Consider the following 16,240-nt stretch of genomic DNA (forward strand, 5'->3'; position numbering starts at 1 on the left):
CTCGGATGACTGTACGACGCCGCGCACTGGCGCTGGGTGCGGCCGGGCTGGCCCTGCTCGCCGCATCCCTCACCAGCACCGCCCAGGCGGCAAACTTGCCTCAGGCAACTGAGCGGACCTGCACCGGCGGTGCGCCGCCGTCGGGGATGCGGCTCAGCTGGTCCGACGAGTTCGCCGGGCGCGCCCTCGACCGCAGCCGGTGGAACACGGTGATGGACTTCCCCGGCCGCGCGGGCGGGCACTACCACAACACGTCGTACGGCAGCTATGCCGTCGACGAGAACGTCGTGCTGGCCGGCGGAACGTTGCGGCTGGTGACCGACAACAAACCCGTGGTCGGCACGGACCCAGCCGGGACGTACCAGTACACCGAAGGCTTCATCTCCTCGCACGACAAGTTCTCCCAGACCTACGGTTACTGGGAGATCTGCGCGAAGTTCCCGGCCGGCAAAGGCCTGTGGCCGGCGTTCTGGCTGATCCCGCAGGATCGCAGCTGGCCGCCGGAGATCGACGTCGCCGAGTGGTTCGGCAGCATCGAGAGCATGCACAGCGGACTGGCGTCGGGCACCTGGCCGGACGTCCGCTGGGACAGCCACTGGGCGACCGGCCTCGCACCGACCACAGGCTGGCACCGGTACGGCGTCGTGTGGACCGCCGACCGCATCACGTTCACGGTCGACGGCGTACCCACTTCAACAATCACCGGCGACCAGGTGCCCGACAAACCGATGTACGTCGTCCTGAACAGCGGCACCTGGGCCAACGCCGACCGCGGCGGCCCGCCGGACGCGACAACGCCGTTCCCCAACTCGTTCGACGTCGACTACGTCCGGGTGTATTCGTCGCGGTGATCAGTCGGATTCGGGCAGCGCCGGTGTCGGGAGCGACAGTTTCTCGTCCGGCTTGGCGGCCAGTACGTCGTTCACGTACGAGCGGGCCGCTTCCATCGTGTCGACCTCGTGGCCGGCCTGCTCGGACAGGAACCAGCGGTGCTCGAGCACCTCGTGGAAGACCTCGGCCGGCTCGAGCTTGCGGCGCAAATTGCGAGGGACCGACTGCACGACCGGCTCGAACACGTCGGTCAGCCACTGATGGGCGACGATCTCCTCGTCCTCGTTCTGCTGGTCGGTGGCGGCCGCGAACGAGTCGAGGTCGTTGAGCAGCCGCCGGGCCTGGTTCTCCTCGACGTCCAGACCGGTGAGCCGGAGCAGTCGCCGGGAGTGGTGGCCGGCGTCCACGACCTTCGGCTGGATCCGGACCTGGCTGCCGTCCCAGTCGGTGATGATGTCGATCTCGGCGACGTCGAAGCCGAGTTCGTTCAGCCGCCGGATCCGCGAGTCGAGCCGGTGCATCTCGTCGGTGGCGAACTCCTCCGGCGCGGTCAGCTCGGCCCAGAGCGCCTCGTACCGCTTCTGGATCGACTCGACGGTCTCCTGCGGGTCGATCGACTCGTCGAGCAGACCGCCCTCCTGCAGGTCGAGGAACTCGCCGAACAGGTTGATCTCCGCGGTGTAGAGGTCGTGCGCGCGCTGCCCGTCGGAGATGTCCTGGTGCAGCTCACCGGTCTCGGCATCCACCAGGTACGCCGCGAACGCTCCGGCGTCCCGGCGGAACAGGGTGTTGGACAGCGAGCAGTCGCCCCAGAAGAAGCCGAGCAGGTGCAGCCGGACGATCAACGCCACCAAGGCGTCGATCAGGCGGTTGACCGTGTCGGGGCGCAGCGTGCTGGAGAACAGGGCCCGGTACGGCAGGGAGAACTGCAGGTGGCGGGTGATCAGGATCGAGTCGATCGGCTCGCCGTTGCGGTCCACGCGGTCGGTGATGACGCCGACCGGCTCGACCGACGGCGCCTCCAGGCGCTCGAGGTCGCGGAGCAGGCGGTACTCGTGCATCGCCAGGTGCTCGAGAACCTCCTTGATCGCGTACACGCTGCCGTTGACCCGGACGAAGCGGACCACGTGCCGCGAGATACCGCGCGGCAGCGCGACCAGTTGGTCCTCGGGCCAGTCCTCCAGCGGGACGTCCCACGGGAGCGACAGCAGACCGGTGTCCGGACGGGTGGCGACGAATCGAGGCACGGCCACCAGTGTGTCAGGAATCCCGGGAGAGTGTCTGAGTGTTCAGCGACGTACGCAAGTGGTTGCAAATTCTTGCGTGATGAGGCGTAGAGTTTGCGTCATGACACGACGACTTGCAGAGGTGGCCAAGAAGGTCGGCGTCAGTGAAGCCACCGTCAGCCGCGTGCTGAACGGGAAGCCCGGCGTGTCCGAGGCGACCCGCGAAGCCGTGCTCACCGCACTGGACGTGCTCGGGTACGAGCGGCCGACGCAGCTCAGAGGCGATCGGGCCCGGCTGGTCGGTCTCGTGCTGCCGGAGCTGCAGAACCCGATCTTTCCCGCGTTCGCCGAGGTCGTCGGCGGGGCGCTGGCGCAGCAGGGCTTCACGTCCCTGCTCTGCACCCGGACGGTCGGCGGCGTGTCCGAGGCCGACTACGTGGACCTTCTCCTTCAGCAGCAGGTGTCCGGGGTCGTCTTCGCCGGCGGGTTCTACGCGCAGGCCGACGCGCCGCACCAGCACTACGAGCTGATCCAGGAGCGCAAGCTGCCGACCGTGCTGGTCAACGCGGCCGTCGACCACCTCGGGTTCCCGCAGGTCTCGTCGGACGACTACGTCGCCGCCGAGATGGCGATCGGGCACCTGCGCGCGCTCGGGCACCGCCGGATCGGGATGGTCCTCGGCCCGCGTGACCACATCCCGTCGCGGCGCAAGCTGGAGGCGTTCCTGGCTGCGGAGGAGACGGATCCGGACCTGGTCGAGCACACCATGTTCTCGCTCGAGGGCGGTCACGCGGCAGCGACCAAACTGGTCACCAACGGCGTCACCGGCATCGTCTGCGCCAGCGACATCCTCGCGCTCGGAGCCATCCGCGCCGTCCGCCGGGCCGGCCTGAGTGTCCCCGACGAGGTCTCGGTGATCGGGTACGACGACTCCGCGATGATGAACTGCACCGACCCGCCGCTGACCACCGTCCGGCAGCCGATCGACGCGATGGGCCGCGCCGCCGTGGACATGCTGGTCGCGCTGATCGAGCGCGCCACCGTACCTGCCGACGAGCTCCTGTTCGAACCCGAGCTCGTCGTCCGCGCCTCCACCGCCCGGGCTCGGATCTAGCCCCGCACACCACCAGGCAGCCGCTGACTCATCGGGTCGGCGGCTGCTGTCGTTTGCCCTGCGCCAGGCAATCTCCCACAAGCAGTCATTTTTTTGCAATCTCAAATCGAAGTATTGCGCTCATGCGTCCAGTTCCCTACGGTTGCCCCACGATCCGAGGGAGAGGGTGGACATGACGACAACGCGCCGCGGGCTCAGCCTGCTGCTGGTTGCGGGACTCGGGCTGGTGGCCGCGTCCTGCGGCTCGGGGGAAGACAAGACGCCGGCCGCCGACGGCCCGGTCACGATCACGGTCGGCTGTGAGCCGCCGAAGAGCAACCCGAAGGAGCGTGCGGCCTGGGAGGAGGACGTCGCCGCGTTCCAGAAGGCGCACCCGAACATCACGGTCGAGGGCAAGGACGCGTTCCCCTGCATCAACCCCGACACGTTCCAGGCGAAGCTGGCCGGCGGGACCCAGGAGGACCTCTTCTACGTCTACTACACCGACGTCCGGAAGATCATCGACAAGAAGCAGGCCGCCGACATCAGCCAGTACGTCGGCAGTGTCGGCAAGCTCAAGGACCTGCGCCAGGACGTGATGAGCGTCTTCAAGGATGGCGACAAGACGTACGGCCTGCCCCGCAACAATTACAACATGGGCCTGGTCTACAACCGCAAGCTCTTCACCCAGGCCGGTCTCGACCCGGCCAACCCGCCGAAGACGTGGGACGAGGTCCGGGAGGCCGCGAAGAAGATCGCCGCACTCGGTCCGGGGTACGTCGGGTTCGGTGAGTACTCGGCCGGCAACACCGGCGGCTGGCACTTCGCCGCGTCGCTGTATGCCCGCGGCGGGTCGATGGTCAGCGACGACGGCAAGACCGCGGCGTTCAACAGCGCCGAGGGCAAGGCGGTCCTGGAGAACCTGAAGAGGATGCGCTGGGACGACAGCTCCATGGGCAGCAAGCAGCTGCTGCAGTGGGAGGACCTGATGCGCATGATGGGCGGCGGCAAGCTCGGCATGATGATCGGCGCGCCGGACGTCGTGCAGTCGGTGAACAACGACTTCAAGGGCAAGTTCGAGGACTACGGCGTCACGGCCGTGCCGGAGTCCGACGGGAAGTTCTCGCTCAGCGGCGGCGACGGGTACATGTTCAACCCGAAGGCGTCGCCGGAGAAGATCAAGGCCGGCCTGCTGTGGCTGGAGTTCCACGAGCTGACGCCGGGCCAGGGCCAGTTCAACTACGCGCGGTCGAAGGAGCAGGGCCGTCCGGTCGGGCTGCCGATCCCCGACCTGTACGGGAACAGTGCCCCGGGCAACGAGATCAACACGCTGCGGAAGCAGTACGCGACCGTCCCGGTCGACAACTTCACGCCGTACGTCAATGCCCAGGGCAACATCACCAACAAGCTCGAGCCGCCGAAGGCGCAGGAGCTGTACGCCGTGCTCGACGTCGCGATGTCCGCCGTCCTGACCCGCAAGGACGCCGACATCGACAAGCTGCTGAGTGACGCCGAGGGCAAGGCCAACAAGATCCTCGCGAAGAACACGTAATGACCGTGACACAAGAGCGTGTCCGTCGTCCCCAGGCGCTGGGGGCGGCGGACCCGCGATCACCCGACGACCACGGCGCCCTGCGGCGGGCGGTGGGGCGGAACCTCACGGCGTACGGGTTCTTGTGCGCCGCCCTGATCTGTTTCGCGTTGTTCTCCTGGTATCCGATGATCCGGGAGATCGTGCTGAGCTTCCAGCAGAACAACTTCGTCGATCCGGGGGAGTGGGTCGGGTTCGACAACTTCCGGACCGTGGTGGCGGACCCGGCGTTCCGGTCCGCGTGGCTGAACACCGCGGCGTTCAGCGGTCTCGCCCTGGTGATCGGGTACGCCGTACCGTTCGTGCTGGCCGTCGTGCTGAACGAGCTGAAGCACGCGAAGGCGTACCTGCGTTTCGTGGTCTACCTGCCGGTGATGCTCCCGCCGGCCGTCGCGGTCCTGCTGTTCAAGTGGTTCTACGACCCCGGATCCGGTCTCTTCAACCAGGCGCTCGACGCGGTGCACCTCCCGCCGCTCGGCTGGCTGGACTCCACGAGTACGGCGCTCATCAGCCTGGTGATCGTGTCGACCTGGATGAATCTCGGCACCGGCACGCTGATCTACCTTGCCGCGCTGCAGAGCATCCCGGGTGACCTGTACGAATCGGCGGAGCTGGACGGTGCGGGCCTCCTGAAGCGGGTGTGGCACGTGACGATCCCGCAGACCAAGCTGATCCTGCTGGTGATGCTGCTGCTGCAGATCGTCGCGACCATGCAGGTCTTCATCGAGCCGTACCTGCTCACCGGCGGCGGCCCGGAGAACGCGACTGTCACCGTCGCGTACCTGATGTACCAGTACGCCTTCAACTTCGGCGACTTCGGCGGCGGCTCCGCGCTCGGCCTGATGTTGATGGTCGTCCTGCTGGTGTTCTCCACGATCTATCTGCGGGTGTCGCGTGAGGAGGCGGAGCGATGAGAACTCTCGTGTCACCTTTGGCGCTGCGGACGCCGCACGGCCGGATCATCTACTGGACGGTCCTCACCGTCACGGTCCTCGGCTTCACCGGGGCGTTCGTGTTCCCGTTCTACTGGATGGTCAGCGGCGCTCTTAAGTCGCCCGACGAGCTGGCGCAGATCCCACCCAGCTTCTTCCCGACGTCGGCCGATTTCAGCGTCTACAAAGAGGCCTGGGACCAGCTTCAGCTGGGCGTCTTCCTCAAGAACACCGCGCTGTACGCCGGTGGCGCCTGGCTGTTCACGCTGGCGGTCGACGTCACCGCGGCGTACGCGTTGTCGAAGCTGCGGCCGGTGCTCGGGAAGCTCGTGCTCGGCGCGATGCTGGCGACGTTGATGATCCCGCCGATGGTCCTGCTGCTGCCGACGTACCTGGTGGCGAAGGATCTGCCGGTCCTGCACCTGGACCTGCTGAACACACCGTGGGCGATCTGGCTGCCGGCGGCGGCGAACGGGTTCTTCGTGTTCCTGCTCAAGCGGTTCTTCGACTCGATCCCTCGCGAGCTCCTGGAGGCCGCGGAAATCGACGGGGCGTCGCCCGGCAGGATCCTCTGGTCGATCGTGCTGCCGGTGTCGCGGCCGATCATCGGCGTGGTGTCGATCCTGTCCGTGGTGACGGTGTGGAAGGACTTCGTCTGGCCGCTGCTGGTGCTGCCGGAGACGGACAAGATGTCGGTCAGCGTCGGCATCGCGTCGTTGTCGGCGCAGCTGCCGCAAAACGTCCTGATCGCCTCCCTGGTCATCGCCAGCCTGCCGACCATCCTCGTGTTCTTCATTTTCCAAAGAAGCATCATGGCCGGCCTGACGGCTGGAAGTCTCAAGGGATGAAATGCACCCGCCCTCGCTGCGCTCGGACGGGGATGGAGAGCGGCCGGTCTGACGGCCGGAAGCCTGAAAGGTTAGGAGATTCGATGGCCGACGAATGGTGGCGCGGCGCTGCGATCTACCAGGTCTACCTGCGGAGTTTCGCGGACGGCAACGACGACGGGATCGGCGATCTCGCCGGGCTGCGGCAGAAGCTGCCGTACCTGGCCGAGCTCGGGATCGACGCGATCTGGCTGAACCCGTGGTACCCGTCGCCGATGGCCGACGGCGGGTACGACGTCGCCGACTACCGCGCGATCGACCCGGCGTTCGGCACCCTCGCGGAGGCGGAGGCGTACATCGCCGAGGCGCACGCGCTGAACATCCGCACGATCATCGACATCGTCCCGAACCACGGCTCGGACCAGCAGGACTGGTTCGTCCAGGCGCTCCGGGCCGGCCCGGGCTCACCCGAACGCGAACGCTTCCTGTTCCGCCCGGGCCGCGGCGACGGACCGCCCAACGACTGGCAGTCGATCTTCAACGGGCCCGCCTGGACCCAGGTCGAGGACGGCGAGTGGTACCTGCACCTGTTCGCGCCCGAGCAGCCCGACTTCAACTGGCGCAATCCCGAGGTCGTCGAGGAGTTCCACGACATCCTCCGGTTCTGGCTGGACCGCGGCGTCGACGGCATCCGGATCGACAGCGCCGCCGTCCTGTTCAAGGACCTGGACAACGTCGAGGAGTCGTACACCGACCACGACGAGGTGCACGAGGTGTACCGCGGCTGGCGGCGGATCTCCGACGCCTACGCCGACCGGTTCTTCGTCGGCGAGATGTGGATGCCCGACCAGGAGCGGTTCGCGCTGTACCTGCGGCCGGACGAGATGCAGACCGCGTTCAACTTCGACTTCCTGTCCCGCCCGTGGGAGGCCGGCGAGCTCCGCGCGTCGATCGACCTGACGCTGTCGACGCACGTGCCGATCGGCGCGCCGCCCACCTGGGTGCTGTCGAACCACGACGTGACCCGCCCGGTGACGAAGTACGGCCGTCCCGACACGTCGTTCTCGCATCAGGACCGCAAGCACGGGATGCGCACCGACCTGGTCCTGGGCGAACGTCGCGCCCGCGCGGCCGCCCTGCTCGCGATGGCGCTGCCGGGTGGACTGTACGTCTACCAAGGCGAGGAGCTGGGGTTGCCGGAGGTCGAGGACCTGCCCGACGACGTACTGCAGGACCCGATCTTCGCGCGGTCGGGGGGTACGGACCGCGGCCGTGACGGTTGCCGGGTGCCCCTGCCGTGGTCGGGCAAGGAGCCGCCGTTCGGCTTCGGCAGCGGTACGCCGTGGTTGCCGCAGCCGGCGGACTGGAAGAACCTGACGGTCGAATCCCAGCTCCACGACCAGAACTCGATGCTTTCTCTGTACCGCAGCGGTTTGAAGCTCCGCCGCGCACTGCTCGGCGACGGGGCGCTGACGTGGTTGGACTCGCCCGCCGACGTACTCACGTTCCGCCGGGAGAACCTGACCTGCATCGTCAACCTGAGCGCCGACTCGATCGACCTGCCGCCGTACGACGAGTTGCTGATCTCCAGTGTCCCGCTGGACGCCGGCCGCCTCCCGTCCGACGCCACCGCCTGGGTTCGCTGAACACCTGCCGGGGTCAGGGAACAAGGTATTGCTTGTCCACTGACCCGGCGCTTGTTCAGGCCAGCGGACGGAACCGCCGAAGCCGCAGGCTGTTCGAGACCACGAAGACCGAGCTGAAGGCCATCGCGGCGCCGGCCAGCATCGGGTTGAGGAGGCCGGCCGCGGCCAGGGGGAGGGCGGCTACGTTGTAGGCGAAGGCCCAGAACAGGTTGCCCTTGATCGTGCGCAGTGTGCTGCGGGACAGCCGGATGGCGTCAGCTGCCGCGCGCAGGTCGCCCCGCACCAGCGTCAGGTCGCTCGCCTCGATCGCCACGTCCGTACCGGTCCCCATGCTCAGGCCGAGGTCGGCCTGGGCGAGGGCGGCCGCGTCGTTGACGCCGTCGCCGACCATCGCGACCACACGACCCTCGTCCTGCAGGTTCTTCACTGCGTCGACCTTGCCGGCCGGCAGCACTTCGGCGATCACCTCGTCGATGCCGACCTCGCCCGCCACCTTCGTCGCCACCGCTTCGTTGTCACCGGTCAGCAACACCGGACGCAGCCCGAGCGCCTTCAGGTCCCGGATCGCCTGGACGGACGTGGGCTTCACGGTGTCCGCGACGACCAGCACAGCTCGTGCCTGCCCGTCCCAGCCGACCGCCACCGCCGTACTGCCTTCGGCCTCGGCGTGCTCCTTCGCGTGCGCGAGCTCCTCCGGCAGGTACTGGCTCCACTCTTCCAACAGTCGCGTCCGCCCGACGAGTACGGCGTGCCCGTCGACGATGCCCTGCACACCGAGGCCCTCGACGTTGCCGAAGTCCTCGACGTCCGGGAGCTTGCCCTCGGCGGCCGCGGCCCGGGCGACGGCCTGCGCGATCGGGTGCTCACTCGAGTGCTCGAGCGCCCCCGCCAACCGCAGTACCTCGGCGCGGTCCTGACCAGGAGCCAGCAGTACGTCGACCAGCTCCATGCGGCCCGTGGTGACGGTGCCCGTCTTGTCCAGTACGACGGTGTCGACCCGCCGCGTGGACTCCAGGACCTCCGGCCCCTTGATCAGGATGCCCAGCTGCGCACCCCGGCCGGTCCCGACCATCAACGCGGTCGGTGTGGCCAGGCCCAGCGCACACGGGCAGGCGATGATCAGTACGGCGACCGCGGCGGTGAACGCGACCTCCAGCGGCGAACCGTTGCCGAGCCAGAAGCCGAGCGTCGCGAGCGCCAGCCCGATCACGATCGGGACGAAGATCCCGGACACCTTGTCGGCCAGCCGCTGCACCGCGGCCTTCCCGTTCTGCGCGTCCTCGACCAGCCGGGCTATCTGCGCCAGTTGCGTGTCCGCGCCGACCCGGGTCGCCCGCACCACCAGCCGGCCGCCGGCGTTCACGGTCGCGCCGACGACCGCGTCGCCTTCGCCGACCTCGACCGGTACGGACTCACCGGTCAGCATCGACGCGTCGACCGCGCTGCTGCCGGTCACGACCACACCGTCGGTCGCGATCTTCTCGCCCGGCCGGACGACGAACTCGTCACCCACGACGAGCTGGTCGGCCGGGATCCGGGTCTCGGTCCCGTTCCGCAGGACGGCGACGTCCTTCGCGCCGAGCTCGAGCAGAGCCCGCAGCGCGGCGCCCGAGCGGCGCTTGGCCCGCGCCTCGAAGTACCGGCCGGCCAGGATGAAGGTGGTCACCCCGGCCGCGACCTCGAGGTAGATCTCTTCGGCGCCGCCGCCCCGCGAGGGGATCAGCGTGAACGGCATCTTCATACCGGGCTCGCCGGCGGAGCCGAAGAACAACGCGTACAGCGACCAGAGGAACGCGCTCACCACGCCCAGCGAGATCAGCGTGTCCATCGTGGCGGCGCCGTGCCGCAGGTTGGTCCAGGCGGCCTTGTGGAACGGCCAGGCCGCCCACGTCACCACCGGGAACGCCAGCGTCAGCGACGCCCACTGCCACGAGTCGAACTGCAGCGCCGGGATCATCCCGAACGCGATCACCGGGACGGCGAGCACGATGCTCGCGATCAGCCGCTCCCGCAGGGGCTTCAGCTCGTCCGGCTCGTCGTCCGTCGGCTCGGCCGCCGGTGTCGGGAGGCTCGCGGTGTAGCCGGTCTTCTCGACGGTGGCGACCAGGTCGTCGGTCGAGATGCCGTCCGCGTACGTCACCTTCGCCTTCTCGGTGGCGTAGTTGACGGTCGCGGTGACGCCCTCCAACCGGTTCAGTTTCTTCTCCACCCGGGCGGCGCACGAGGCGCACGTCATGCCACCGATGATGAGTTCGACGGACTGACCGGGCTCGGTGCTGGTCATGATGAAGTGCCTCCTCTCAGTGGCCGTGCGGCGTCTCGGCGTGCGCCGGGGTCTTGGATGCTGCGCTGGGTACTGCCTTCGGCGGGACGATCGTCGTACCGGTGGCGCCCACCTTCACCGTGAACTCCGCGGTGTGCACCTTGCCCCCGTGCTGGAAGTCCAGGAACAGGCTGTACGTCGCCGCGGTCGGGAACGTCGTACCGAAGGTGATCGACGGTCCGCCCTTCATACCCGGCTCGGCGTGCTCCGCCGGGTGGTTGTGCAGGTAGGCCAGGTCGCCGCCGCGCAGCGAGACCAGGTGCCCGAAGGCACCCAGGTACGGCTGCAGGTCGGTGACGGGCTTTCCGCCACGGCTCACCGTGAACGTCAGCTCCGACTCCTTGCCGGCGACCGGGGTGCCCTGCAGCGTCACGTCGTACCCGTCGAAGCTGTAGCTGCTCGCCGGTTCGGCGACCGGGACCGGGACATACATGCCGACGACGTTCACGTCCGTGCCGAGGGTGATCGTGCTGTCGTGGCCGGCCGGCTGGAAGTCGGCGTACAGCCGCCAGGTGCCGCCGGCGGTGAACGTGAACGGGATGCTCCACGTCCCGTCCGCCGCCATCGTCGGGTGCACGTGGTGGAACCCGGACAGGTCCCGCCGCACCACGATCAGGTGCAGGTCCTTCTCATGCGTCTTGGTGTACTGCGTGACCGGTTTGCCGTCCGGTCCTTGGATCGTGAAGCGCAACTCGGTCTTCTCGCCGGACGTGAAGGACGTCTTCGCCGGCGCGAACGTGTAGCCGGCGTCGGACACCGCCAGCCCGGGCAACTGCCCGCCGCCGTCGTGTCCACCGTGTCCCGAGGTCTGCTCCATACCACCCATCTCCTCTCCGTGGGCCGGTGCCGCGGAGTTGTCGTCGGCCGCCGCGATCGGGTCGATCGCGGAACCGATGCCGAACGCCGCCCCGAAGGCGAGCGCCACCGCACCGGCGAACGCGCCGAGCCGGAGCGCGGCGGCCCGGCTCACGACGCCGCCAGTTCGTAGCCCGCCTCGTCGACGGCGTCGCGCACGGCGGCCTCGTCGAGAGCGGACTCACTCGTCACGTGCACCGCGGAGGTGCCGCCCGCGACGAGGTCGATCTTCACGTCCTGGACACCGACGAGCTTGCTGATCTCCTCGGTGACGGCCGAAGTGCAGTGGCCGCAGGTCATGCCGGTGACGGAGTAGGTCGTCGTGGTGCTCATATCGATGCTCCTTGCTCGAAACGGGGTGTGGTGGGAGATCGTCAGCTGCGGACCAGGCGGGCGATCGCGTCGGAGGCTTCCCGGACCTTCTCGTCGGCCTCCGGGCCGCCCCGCTGCGCGGCCTCGACCACGCAGTGCGACAGGTGCTCGTCGAGCAACTCCAGCGAGAAGGACTGCAACGCCTTCGTGGCCGCCGACACCTGGGTCAGGATGTCGATGCAGTACTTGTCCTCCTCGACCATCCGCTGCAGACCACGAACCTGCCCCTCGATCCGCCGCAGCCGCTTCAGATGACTGCTCTTCTCGGCGGTGTATCCGTGCACATGCGTCTGCTCGGTGCTCATCTCGCAACCCTCTTCCTGGCCCTCAGCTACCCCTCCGGGGTATCTCCACAGCCAGAAAGTTACCCCCTCCGGGTATCGAATGCAAGCCTTTCGGCAATACCGGTTGGGGGTATGTTTCGGATGCGGGTCCAGAGCGAGGAATCTGGCGAGGGTGCCACCCAGATCTGATAGAGGTTGGCCGCATGGGCGGACGATCGGGGAGGCGCAGGCGCGCGTGGCGTCTACTGATCGGTGTGGCGCTGATCTGGTTCGCGGTGTTGTTCCGCGACCGGTGGGGACAGCTGTGGACGAGTTGGTGGTACGGCTCGATCTGATCGGTCCCGACGCGCTACGGGCTTACGGCAGGCGTGGTCGTCGGCGGCTGGAGACGGCGCGCCGGCGCATCACCTACACACGCGACGCGGCACGGGTGGTCGACAAGATCCAGTGGCTCGAGAACCACGTGAGTCGTGACCAAAACGGGTTGGGTGCAGATCGTCCCGCTTCCTGGTGAGCGTCCACTCAAGTGGGATTGCCGGCACGGGCGGACGATCCTCAGTGCGTACGTCGAAGCAGCCGTAGTCGACGACCTGACCAGGAAGGAGAAGGTGGCCTGGCGCTATTCCGGCGGAGGCGGAGTGCAGCGGTGGGCGTTCGGAGGTTCCTGCCTCGGTCTGCTCGTCGGAGTCGGCGGAGCCATGCTCATCCTCAAGTTTCTGATGCCGGTCATGCCGTTTCCGCTCGCAGTGGTGCCGGCGCTTCTGCTCTTCTGGTCAGGTTCGGTCTTCGCGCTGCTGACCTCCGAGCCCGGTCAACGACGCTCCGCCGTGGTCGCGCTGATGTGGCTGTGGGCCCTCATCCAGCATCTCCCGGTCCTCCCGGCGCGGTTCATCACCCACCTCATGGATCGAGCGGAGCCTGCACATCCGCTGCGCTGGGCCGCCGCGTACTTGTTCATCGCCGGATCACTCCTCGACCTGCTCGCGAGTTGACCGCTTCGCGCCAGGTTGCGCGGTCGTCAATGGGCGCCTCCTCCGGGCGGCGGTTGCCAGTGCACCGGCCCGACCCGGATGTCGGGTGTGACCCGTATCCGCGCGGATGTCGCAGGCTCGCCCCGGACATGTGGCTGAGGCCTGGGAGGGTTGCTTGCCATTGCCGATCGGGTGCGGTCGTAGGCGGCGCGGCTGACAGGGTCGCGCAGGCCGGCATAGGCGGCGAGGATGTCCTGCAGGCGCTCGTCGGCCGCGTTGTCCGGATCGGACGGCGTCCGGGTGTCGGGATGGAGTTGGCGGACGAGGCTGCGGAAAGCGTGGTCGAGGTCGTCGCCGGTGGCGTCGGGGCGCACGCCGAGGACGGCGTACAGGTCGGGAATCGGTGCCGTCGTCATGGCTGCACTCCGCCAGCGCGCCCCGGCTCGCCGGGATCGACCGGGTCGTCGAGGTCGACGATGTGGATGCGATGGGCGGGACCGGGGTGCGCCTTGGTGGCGTGGACGGTCAGAACGCCGTGGGTCAGGGTCGCCGTGGTCCGATCGCCGAGTACGGGGCAGGGAAGGTCGATGACGTGATGCACCGACCCGGTGGGCCGGGTGCGCCGGTGCAGCACGCCGTGATGTTCACGATCAGGGATCCGGCCGCGGACGGTAAGGGAGCGGTCGTTTGCCCACTCCAGGACCACGTCGCCGGCGGTCGCGCCGGGCAGGTCGATGTCGATCACGCATTCGTCGTCGGTTTCCTCGATGTCGACCGCGGGTGTCCACCCGGTCCCCGGTGAGGACGACATGGAGAGTCTGTGCATGACCTGGTTCATCCGGCGGTGGATGTCGTCGAGGTGCGCGAACGGCTCCGTCGGCAGCCACCGCACCGCATCTTGCCGACGGGCCACGCGGTCGATCATCACGCTCACCCCCTGCTTGTGGTGAACCTCGAGTACCGGGTCGGATCGGGCCGAGGTGATGCGGCGGCCCGCCGGAGATTACGTCCTTGGAAGGACAGATGGCGGATCGTCGGTCACCGCCGCTTGGGTCGAGATGTGACTGGTCGGGCGGCCGCATCACCGGGCTTCAATGGCGCTGTCGACTTTCGGTCTGCTCACCTCCTCTGTGCATGCGGGGATTCAGGCAGGTGCTTCGGTGCGGCGGAGGGCCGCGCTGGCGGCCGTGTGGCCGCCGCCGGGGGACGTGGCCGTGTGGCAGGCCCACCCGGCGCGACCATCGGCGTGATGGCCGCTCGGCCCACGCTCCGACGGATGGACAGGGCCGCCGGGTGGGTGGTTCGCACGGCGCTTCCCAGCAGGCGGCGACCAGAGCGTCGAACTCCGCACGCACCAGCTCGTCGTCGCTGAGCACGAGGTCCACGAAGACCTCGGCCTCGTCGACTGTCGGCTGTGTGCCGGTCGCCCTCATCGATCTCACCTCATCGACGAATGCCCGCCGGTGACGGCGGCGTCGGATCGCCGTCACGCGGCTGCGAAGTGCCTGCCAGGTCGGTGGTCAGGCGTCGATCTGCTTCTGGCCGCTGTCGGTGTTCGCGATCGCGATCTTGCGCGGCTTGGCCTGCTCGGCGACCGGAATCCTCAGCGTCAGTACGCCCGCCTCGTAGCTCGCCTCGATGCGGTCGGCGTCCAAGGTGTCGCCGAGGAACAGCTGCCGGGAGAACACCCCGAGCGGCCGCTCGGAAACCTGCATCTCCACGCCCTCACCGAGTTCGAGCGGGCGACGCTCGGCCTTCACCGTCAGCACGTTGCGCTCCACGTCCAGATCGATCGCGTCCGGGGTGATTCCCGGCAGATCGAAGGACACCACGTACTGGTCGCCTTGGCGGTAGGCGTCCATGGGCATCGGTGTCGGGCGCGACCACGTGCCCGGCGTCTGACTGCCGAAGAACTGCTGGGCGAACCGGTCCAGCTCCCGGAAGGGGTCTGTGCGCATCAACATCGTCCTGCACCTCCTGAAACGTCGATTCAACGGTGGTGTCAACACGCACTTCTCTTTTAGCATGTCAACGGAAGGATGACAAGAAGAAAATGTCATCTGACCGATGACATACTTGGTGAAGGAGGTGGTCATGTGAAGGAAGTCCGGACGACGGGGAACAGAGAGCGCGCAGAGAGTGCGGAGAGTGCGGAGAGCGCAGGCGGCGCGCAGTCCGCGGCGGCCGCTGTCGCCACCGTGGAAGAGGTCGTGCAGCAGCTCACCCGCGACGCGTCTGAGACCCGGCCCAGGGGGTCCGTCGGCGCCACGGACATCCTGGCCGCGCTGAGCAAGCTTCGTGCCCTGCAGGAACAGCTCGCCGCCTGGGAGCCGCTGCTCATCGGCGCGGCCCGCGTCCAGGGCGCGAGTTGGGCCGCGATCGCCCCCGCTCTCGGGGTGGGCAGTCGCCAGGCAGCCGAACGCCGCTATCTACGCGTCAACCCGCACAGCGCCGACCCCGCCGGAATGACCGGAGAACAGCGGATCCAGGCCGCCCGCGACCGGCGCGCCGGCCAACGAGCGGTGACCCAATGGGCGCACGCCAATGCCGCCGACCTGCGACGGCTGGCCTCACAGGTCAGCGCGCTCGAGGGACTCGACGCCGCCGGTCAGGAACGCGCCGACGAGATCCACACCGCACTCGGTGACGCGGACACCACCACCCTGCTCGGTCCACTGGCACAGGCCGAGCCGCATCTCCAGGAGAACCATCCACGACTGGCCGGGCAGATCGCGGCGATCGGCCAGACCACCGCTCGCTTGCGCCACGGTCCAACGACCAGCAGAGCAGCCTCCGACCGCGAACGGCCTTAGATCCGGGACAAGTCCCAGACAGTCTGGAGCACAGATGGTTGCCTCCTGCCGCGGTCAGCCGGGTGCCCTGTATTCGCACCGCGGCGTAACCCGCCGAGCCGGCCAGGCCGACCGGCCGGTGTGGCGTCGTGGGCCGGGCTGGCCTGCGGCTGTGACCCACTTCGAAGCGCCGCAGCAACTGCGACTTCTGTATGACGGCGGAGGCGCTTTGCTGCCAGACATAGGCCTTGGCTCGAAGGTGGAGTCTGCGCAGGTGACTTCGGACATCGACACGAGCGTCGGCCGGCGCGGCAGATGATTGCCCAGGCCTCCAACCTGTCGCGCTTGATGGTCGGCCAGACCGCGGCCCCATTGAGCACGAGCACTAGAGCCCGGGAAGGATCGCGTCGCGCGGCTGGGGTAATCGCCGAGCGCCATCGCCCATGCCGAGCGCCGCCCCATCAAGCCGAGGGCCGCCCATCAAGCCGAGCGCCGCG

General features: G+C 68.2%; 17 protein-coding genes. 9 read left to right on the forward strand and 8 right to left on the reverse strand.

Translation table 11 applies throughout. From position 1 onward, the window contains the following. The first annotated feature begins 5 nt into the window (after positions 1-5). Entirely contained in the window at positions 6-851 is an 846-nt protein-coding gene (locus AB0L64_RS11715; RefSeq protein ID WP_363710112.1) for a glycoside hydrolase family 16 protein, read from the forward strand. Here the strand turns inward: AB0L64_RS11715 and AB0L64_RS11720 are convergent, their stop codons facing one another. Next, positions 852-2,078 (reverse strand): DUF4032 domain-containing protein, encoded by a 1,227-nt coding sequence (locus tag AB0L64_RS11720; RefSeq protein ID WP_363710113.1) that lies wholly within the window; start codon positions 2,076-2,078, stop codon positions 852-854. A 100-nt stretch (positions 2,079-2,178) separates the two neighbouring features. Here AB0L64_RS11720 and AB0L64_RS11725 point away from each other — a divergent pair, with 100 nt between their 5' ends. From AB0L64_RS11725 to AB0L64_RS11745, 5 genes are all read left to right on the forward strand, one after another. Next, entirely contained in the window at positions 2,179-3,171 is a 993-nt protein-coding gene (locus AB0L64_RS11725) for a LacI family DNA-binding transcriptional regulator (RefSeq protein WP_363710114.1), read from the forward strand. 172 nt (positions 3,172-3,343) lie between these two features. Continuing rightward, a complete protein-coding gene (locus AB0L64_RS11730) occupies positions 3,344-4,702 on the forward strand; it encodes an extracellular solute-binding protein (RefSeq protein ID WP_363710115.1) in 1,359 nt (452 codons plus the stop codon). Continuing rightward, on the forward strand, positions 4,702-5,655 hold the full coding sequence (locus AB0L64_RS11735) for a sugar ABC transporter permease (RefSeq protein WP_363710116.1): 954 nt from the start codon (positions 4,702-4,704) through the stop codon (positions 5,653-5,655). Before AB0L64_RS11730 ends, AB0L64_RS11735 begins: the two co-directional genes overlap by 1 nt. Beyond that, positions 5,652-6,521 carry a carbohydrate ABC transporter permease gene (locus tag AB0L64_RS11740; protein ID WP_363710117.1) on the forward strand — a complete coding sequence of 290 codons (870 nt, stop codon included), beginning with the start codon at positions 5,652-5,654 and terminating at the stop codon, positions 6,519-6,521. Before AB0L64_RS11735 ends, AB0L64_RS11740 begins: the two co-directional genes overlap by 4 nt. A gap of 83 nt (positions 6,522-6,604) precedes the next feature. Beyond that, a complete protein-coding gene (locus AB0L64_RS11745; RefSeq protein WP_363710118.1) occupies positions 6,605-8,146 on the forward strand; it encodes a glycoside hydrolase family 13 protein in 1,542 nt (513 codons plus the stop codon). A gap of 55 nt (positions 8,147-8,201) precedes the next feature. Here AB0L64_RS11745 and AB0L64_RS11750 read toward each other — a convergent pair whose 3' ends face one another. The 4 genes from AB0L64_RS11750 to AB0L64_RS11765 are packed head-to-tail and all read right to left on the reverse strand — an operon-like array spanning position 8,202 to position 11,980. Then, complete coding sequence (locus AB0L64_RS11750; protein WP_363710119.1) at positions 8,202-10,430, reverse strand: heavy metal translocating P-type ATPase; 2,229 nt, start codon at positions 10,428-10,430, stop codon at positions 8,202-8,204. Between the two features lie 16 nt (positions 10,431-10,446). After that, the gene (locus AB0L64_RS11755; RefSeq protein ID WP_363710120.1) at positions 10,447-11,439 is read right to left on the reverse strand and encodes a hypothetical protein; all 993 of its coding nucleotides are present in this window, start codon (positions 11,437-11,439) and stop codon (positions 10,447-10,449) included. Further along, the gene (locus AB0L64_RS11760; protein ID WP_167203226.1) at positions 11,436-11,657 is read right to left on the reverse strand and encodes a heavy-metal-associated domain-containing protein; all 222 of its coding nucleotides are present in this window, start codon (positions 11,655-11,657) and stop codon (positions 11,436-11,438) included. The genes AB0L64_RS11755 and AB0L64_RS11760 overlap by 4 nt, the downstream gene beginning before the upstream one ends. 41 nt (positions 11,658-11,698) lie before the next feature. After that, positions 11,699-11,980 (reverse strand): metal-sensitive transcriptional regulator, encoded by a 282-nt coding sequence (locus AB0L64_RS11765; RefSeq protein WP_355696401.1) that lies wholly within the window; start codon positions 11,978-11,980, stop codon positions 11,699-11,701. A 203-nt stretch (positions 11,981-12,183) separates the two neighbouring features. Here AB0L64_RS11765 and AB0L64_RS11770 point away from each other — a divergent pair, with 203 nt between their 5' ends. Continuing rightward, positions 12,184-12,315 (forward strand): hypothetical protein, encoded by a 132-nt coding sequence (locus AB0L64_RS11770; protein ID WP_363710121.1) that lies wholly within the window; start codon positions 12,184-12,186, stop codon positions 12,313-12,315. Between the two features lie 135 nt (positions 12,316-12,450). After that, the gene (locus AB0L64_RS11775; protein ID WP_363710122.1) at positions 12,451-12,972 is read left to right on the forward strand and encodes a hypothetical protein; all 522 of its coding nucleotides are present in this window, start codon (positions 12,451-12,453) and stop codon (positions 12,970-12,972) included. 26 nt (positions 12,973-12,998) lie between these two features. Here AB0L64_RS11775 and AB0L64_RS11780 read toward each other — a convergent pair whose 3' ends face one another. The 3 genes from AB0L64_RS11780 to AB0L64_RS11790 all read right to left on the reverse strand — a co-directional run bounded on the left by AB0L64_RS11780 (position 12,999) and on the right by AB0L64_RS11790 (position 14,915). Continuing rightward, positions 12,999-13,367, reverse strand: a complete 369-nt coding sequence (locus AB0L64_RS11780) for a J domain-containing protein (RefSeq protein WP_363710123.1) — start codon at positions 13,365-13,367, stop codon at positions 12,999-13,001. Next, a complete protein-coding gene (locus tag AB0L64_RS11785) occupies positions 13,364-13,876 on the reverse strand; it encodes an Hsp20/alpha crystallin family protein (RefSeq protein WP_363710124.1) in 513 nt (170 codons plus the stop codon). Before AB0L64_RS11785 ends, AB0L64_RS11780 begins: the two co-directional genes overlap by 4 nt. A gap of 595 nt (positions 13,877-14,471) precedes the next feature. Continuing rightward, positions 14,472-14,915 carry an Hsp20/alpha crystallin family protein gene (locus AB0L64_RS11790; protein ID WP_363710125.1) on the reverse strand — a complete coding sequence of 148 codons (444 nt, stop codon included), beginning with the start codon at positions 14,913-14,915 and terminating at the stop codon, positions 14,472-14,474. 132 nt (positions 14,916-15,047) lie between these two features. Between AB0L64_RS11790 and AB0L64_RS11795 the strand changes: the two genes are divergently transcribed. Then, entirely contained in the window at positions 15,048-15,764 is a 717-nt protein-coding gene (locus AB0L64_RS11795) for a hypothetical protein (protein WP_363710126.1), read from the forward strand. Positions 15,765-16,240 lie beyond the last annotated feature (476 nt).

It is taken from the genome of Kribbella sp. NPDC051936 (assembly GCF_040680955.1).
GTDB lineage: Bacteria > Actinomycetota > Actinomycetes > Propionibacteriales > Kribbellaceae > Kribbella.

Excerpts from the sequence above, each read along its gene's own strand:
- AB0L64_RS11725 (WP_363710114.1), top strand. The coding sequence starts at position 2,179 with ATGACACGACGACTTGCAGAGGTGGCCAAGAAGGTCGGCGTCAGTGAA.
- AB0L64_RS11745 (WP_363710118.1), top strand. The coding sequence starts at position 6,605 with ATGGCCGACGAATGGTGGCGCGGCGCTGCGATCTACCAGGTCTACCTG.
- AB0L64_RS11740 (WP_363710117.1), top strand. The coding sequence starts at position 5,652 with ATGAGAACTCTCGTGTCACCTTTGGCGCTGCGGACGCCGCACGGCCGG.
- AB0L64_RS11730 (WP_363710115.1), top strand. The coding sequence starts at position 3,344 with ATGACGACAACGCGCCGCGGGCTCAGCCTGCTGCTGGTTGCGGGACTC.
- AB0L64_RS11735 (WP_363710116.1), top strand. The coding sequence starts at position 4,702 with ATGACCGTGACACAAGAGCGTGTCCGTCGTCCCCAGGCGCTGGGGGCG.
- AB0L64_RS11785 (WP_363710124.1), bottom strand. The coding sequence starts at position 13,876 with ATGATCGACCGCGTGGCCCGTCGGCAAGATGCGGTGCGGTGGCTGCCG.
- AB0L64_RS11780 (WP_363710123.1), bottom strand. The coding sequence starts at position 13,367 with ATGACGACGGCACCGATTCCCGACCTGTACGCCGTCCTCGGCGTGCGC.
- AB0L64_RS11715 (WP_363710112.1), top strand. The coding sequence starts at position 6 with ATGACTGTACGACGCCGCGCACTGGCGCTGGGTGCGGCCGGGCTGGCC.
- AB0L64_RS11750 (WP_363710119.1), bottom strand. The coding sequence starts at position 10,430 with ATGACCAGCACCGAGCCCGGTCAGTCCGTCGAACTCATCATCGGTGGC.
- AB0L64_RS11770 (WP_363710121.1), top strand. The coding sequence starts at position 12,184 with ATGGGCGGACGATCGGGGAGGCGCAGGCGCGCGTGGCGTCTACTGATC.
- AB0L64_RS11790 (WP_363710125.1), bottom strand. The coding sequence starts at position 14,915 with ATGTTGATGCGCACAGACCCCTTCCGGGAGCTGGACCGGTTCGCCCAG.
- AB0L64_RS11760 (WP_167203226.1), bottom strand. The coding sequence starts at position 11,657 with ATGAGCACCACGACGACCTACTCCGTCACCGGCATGACCTGCGGCCAC.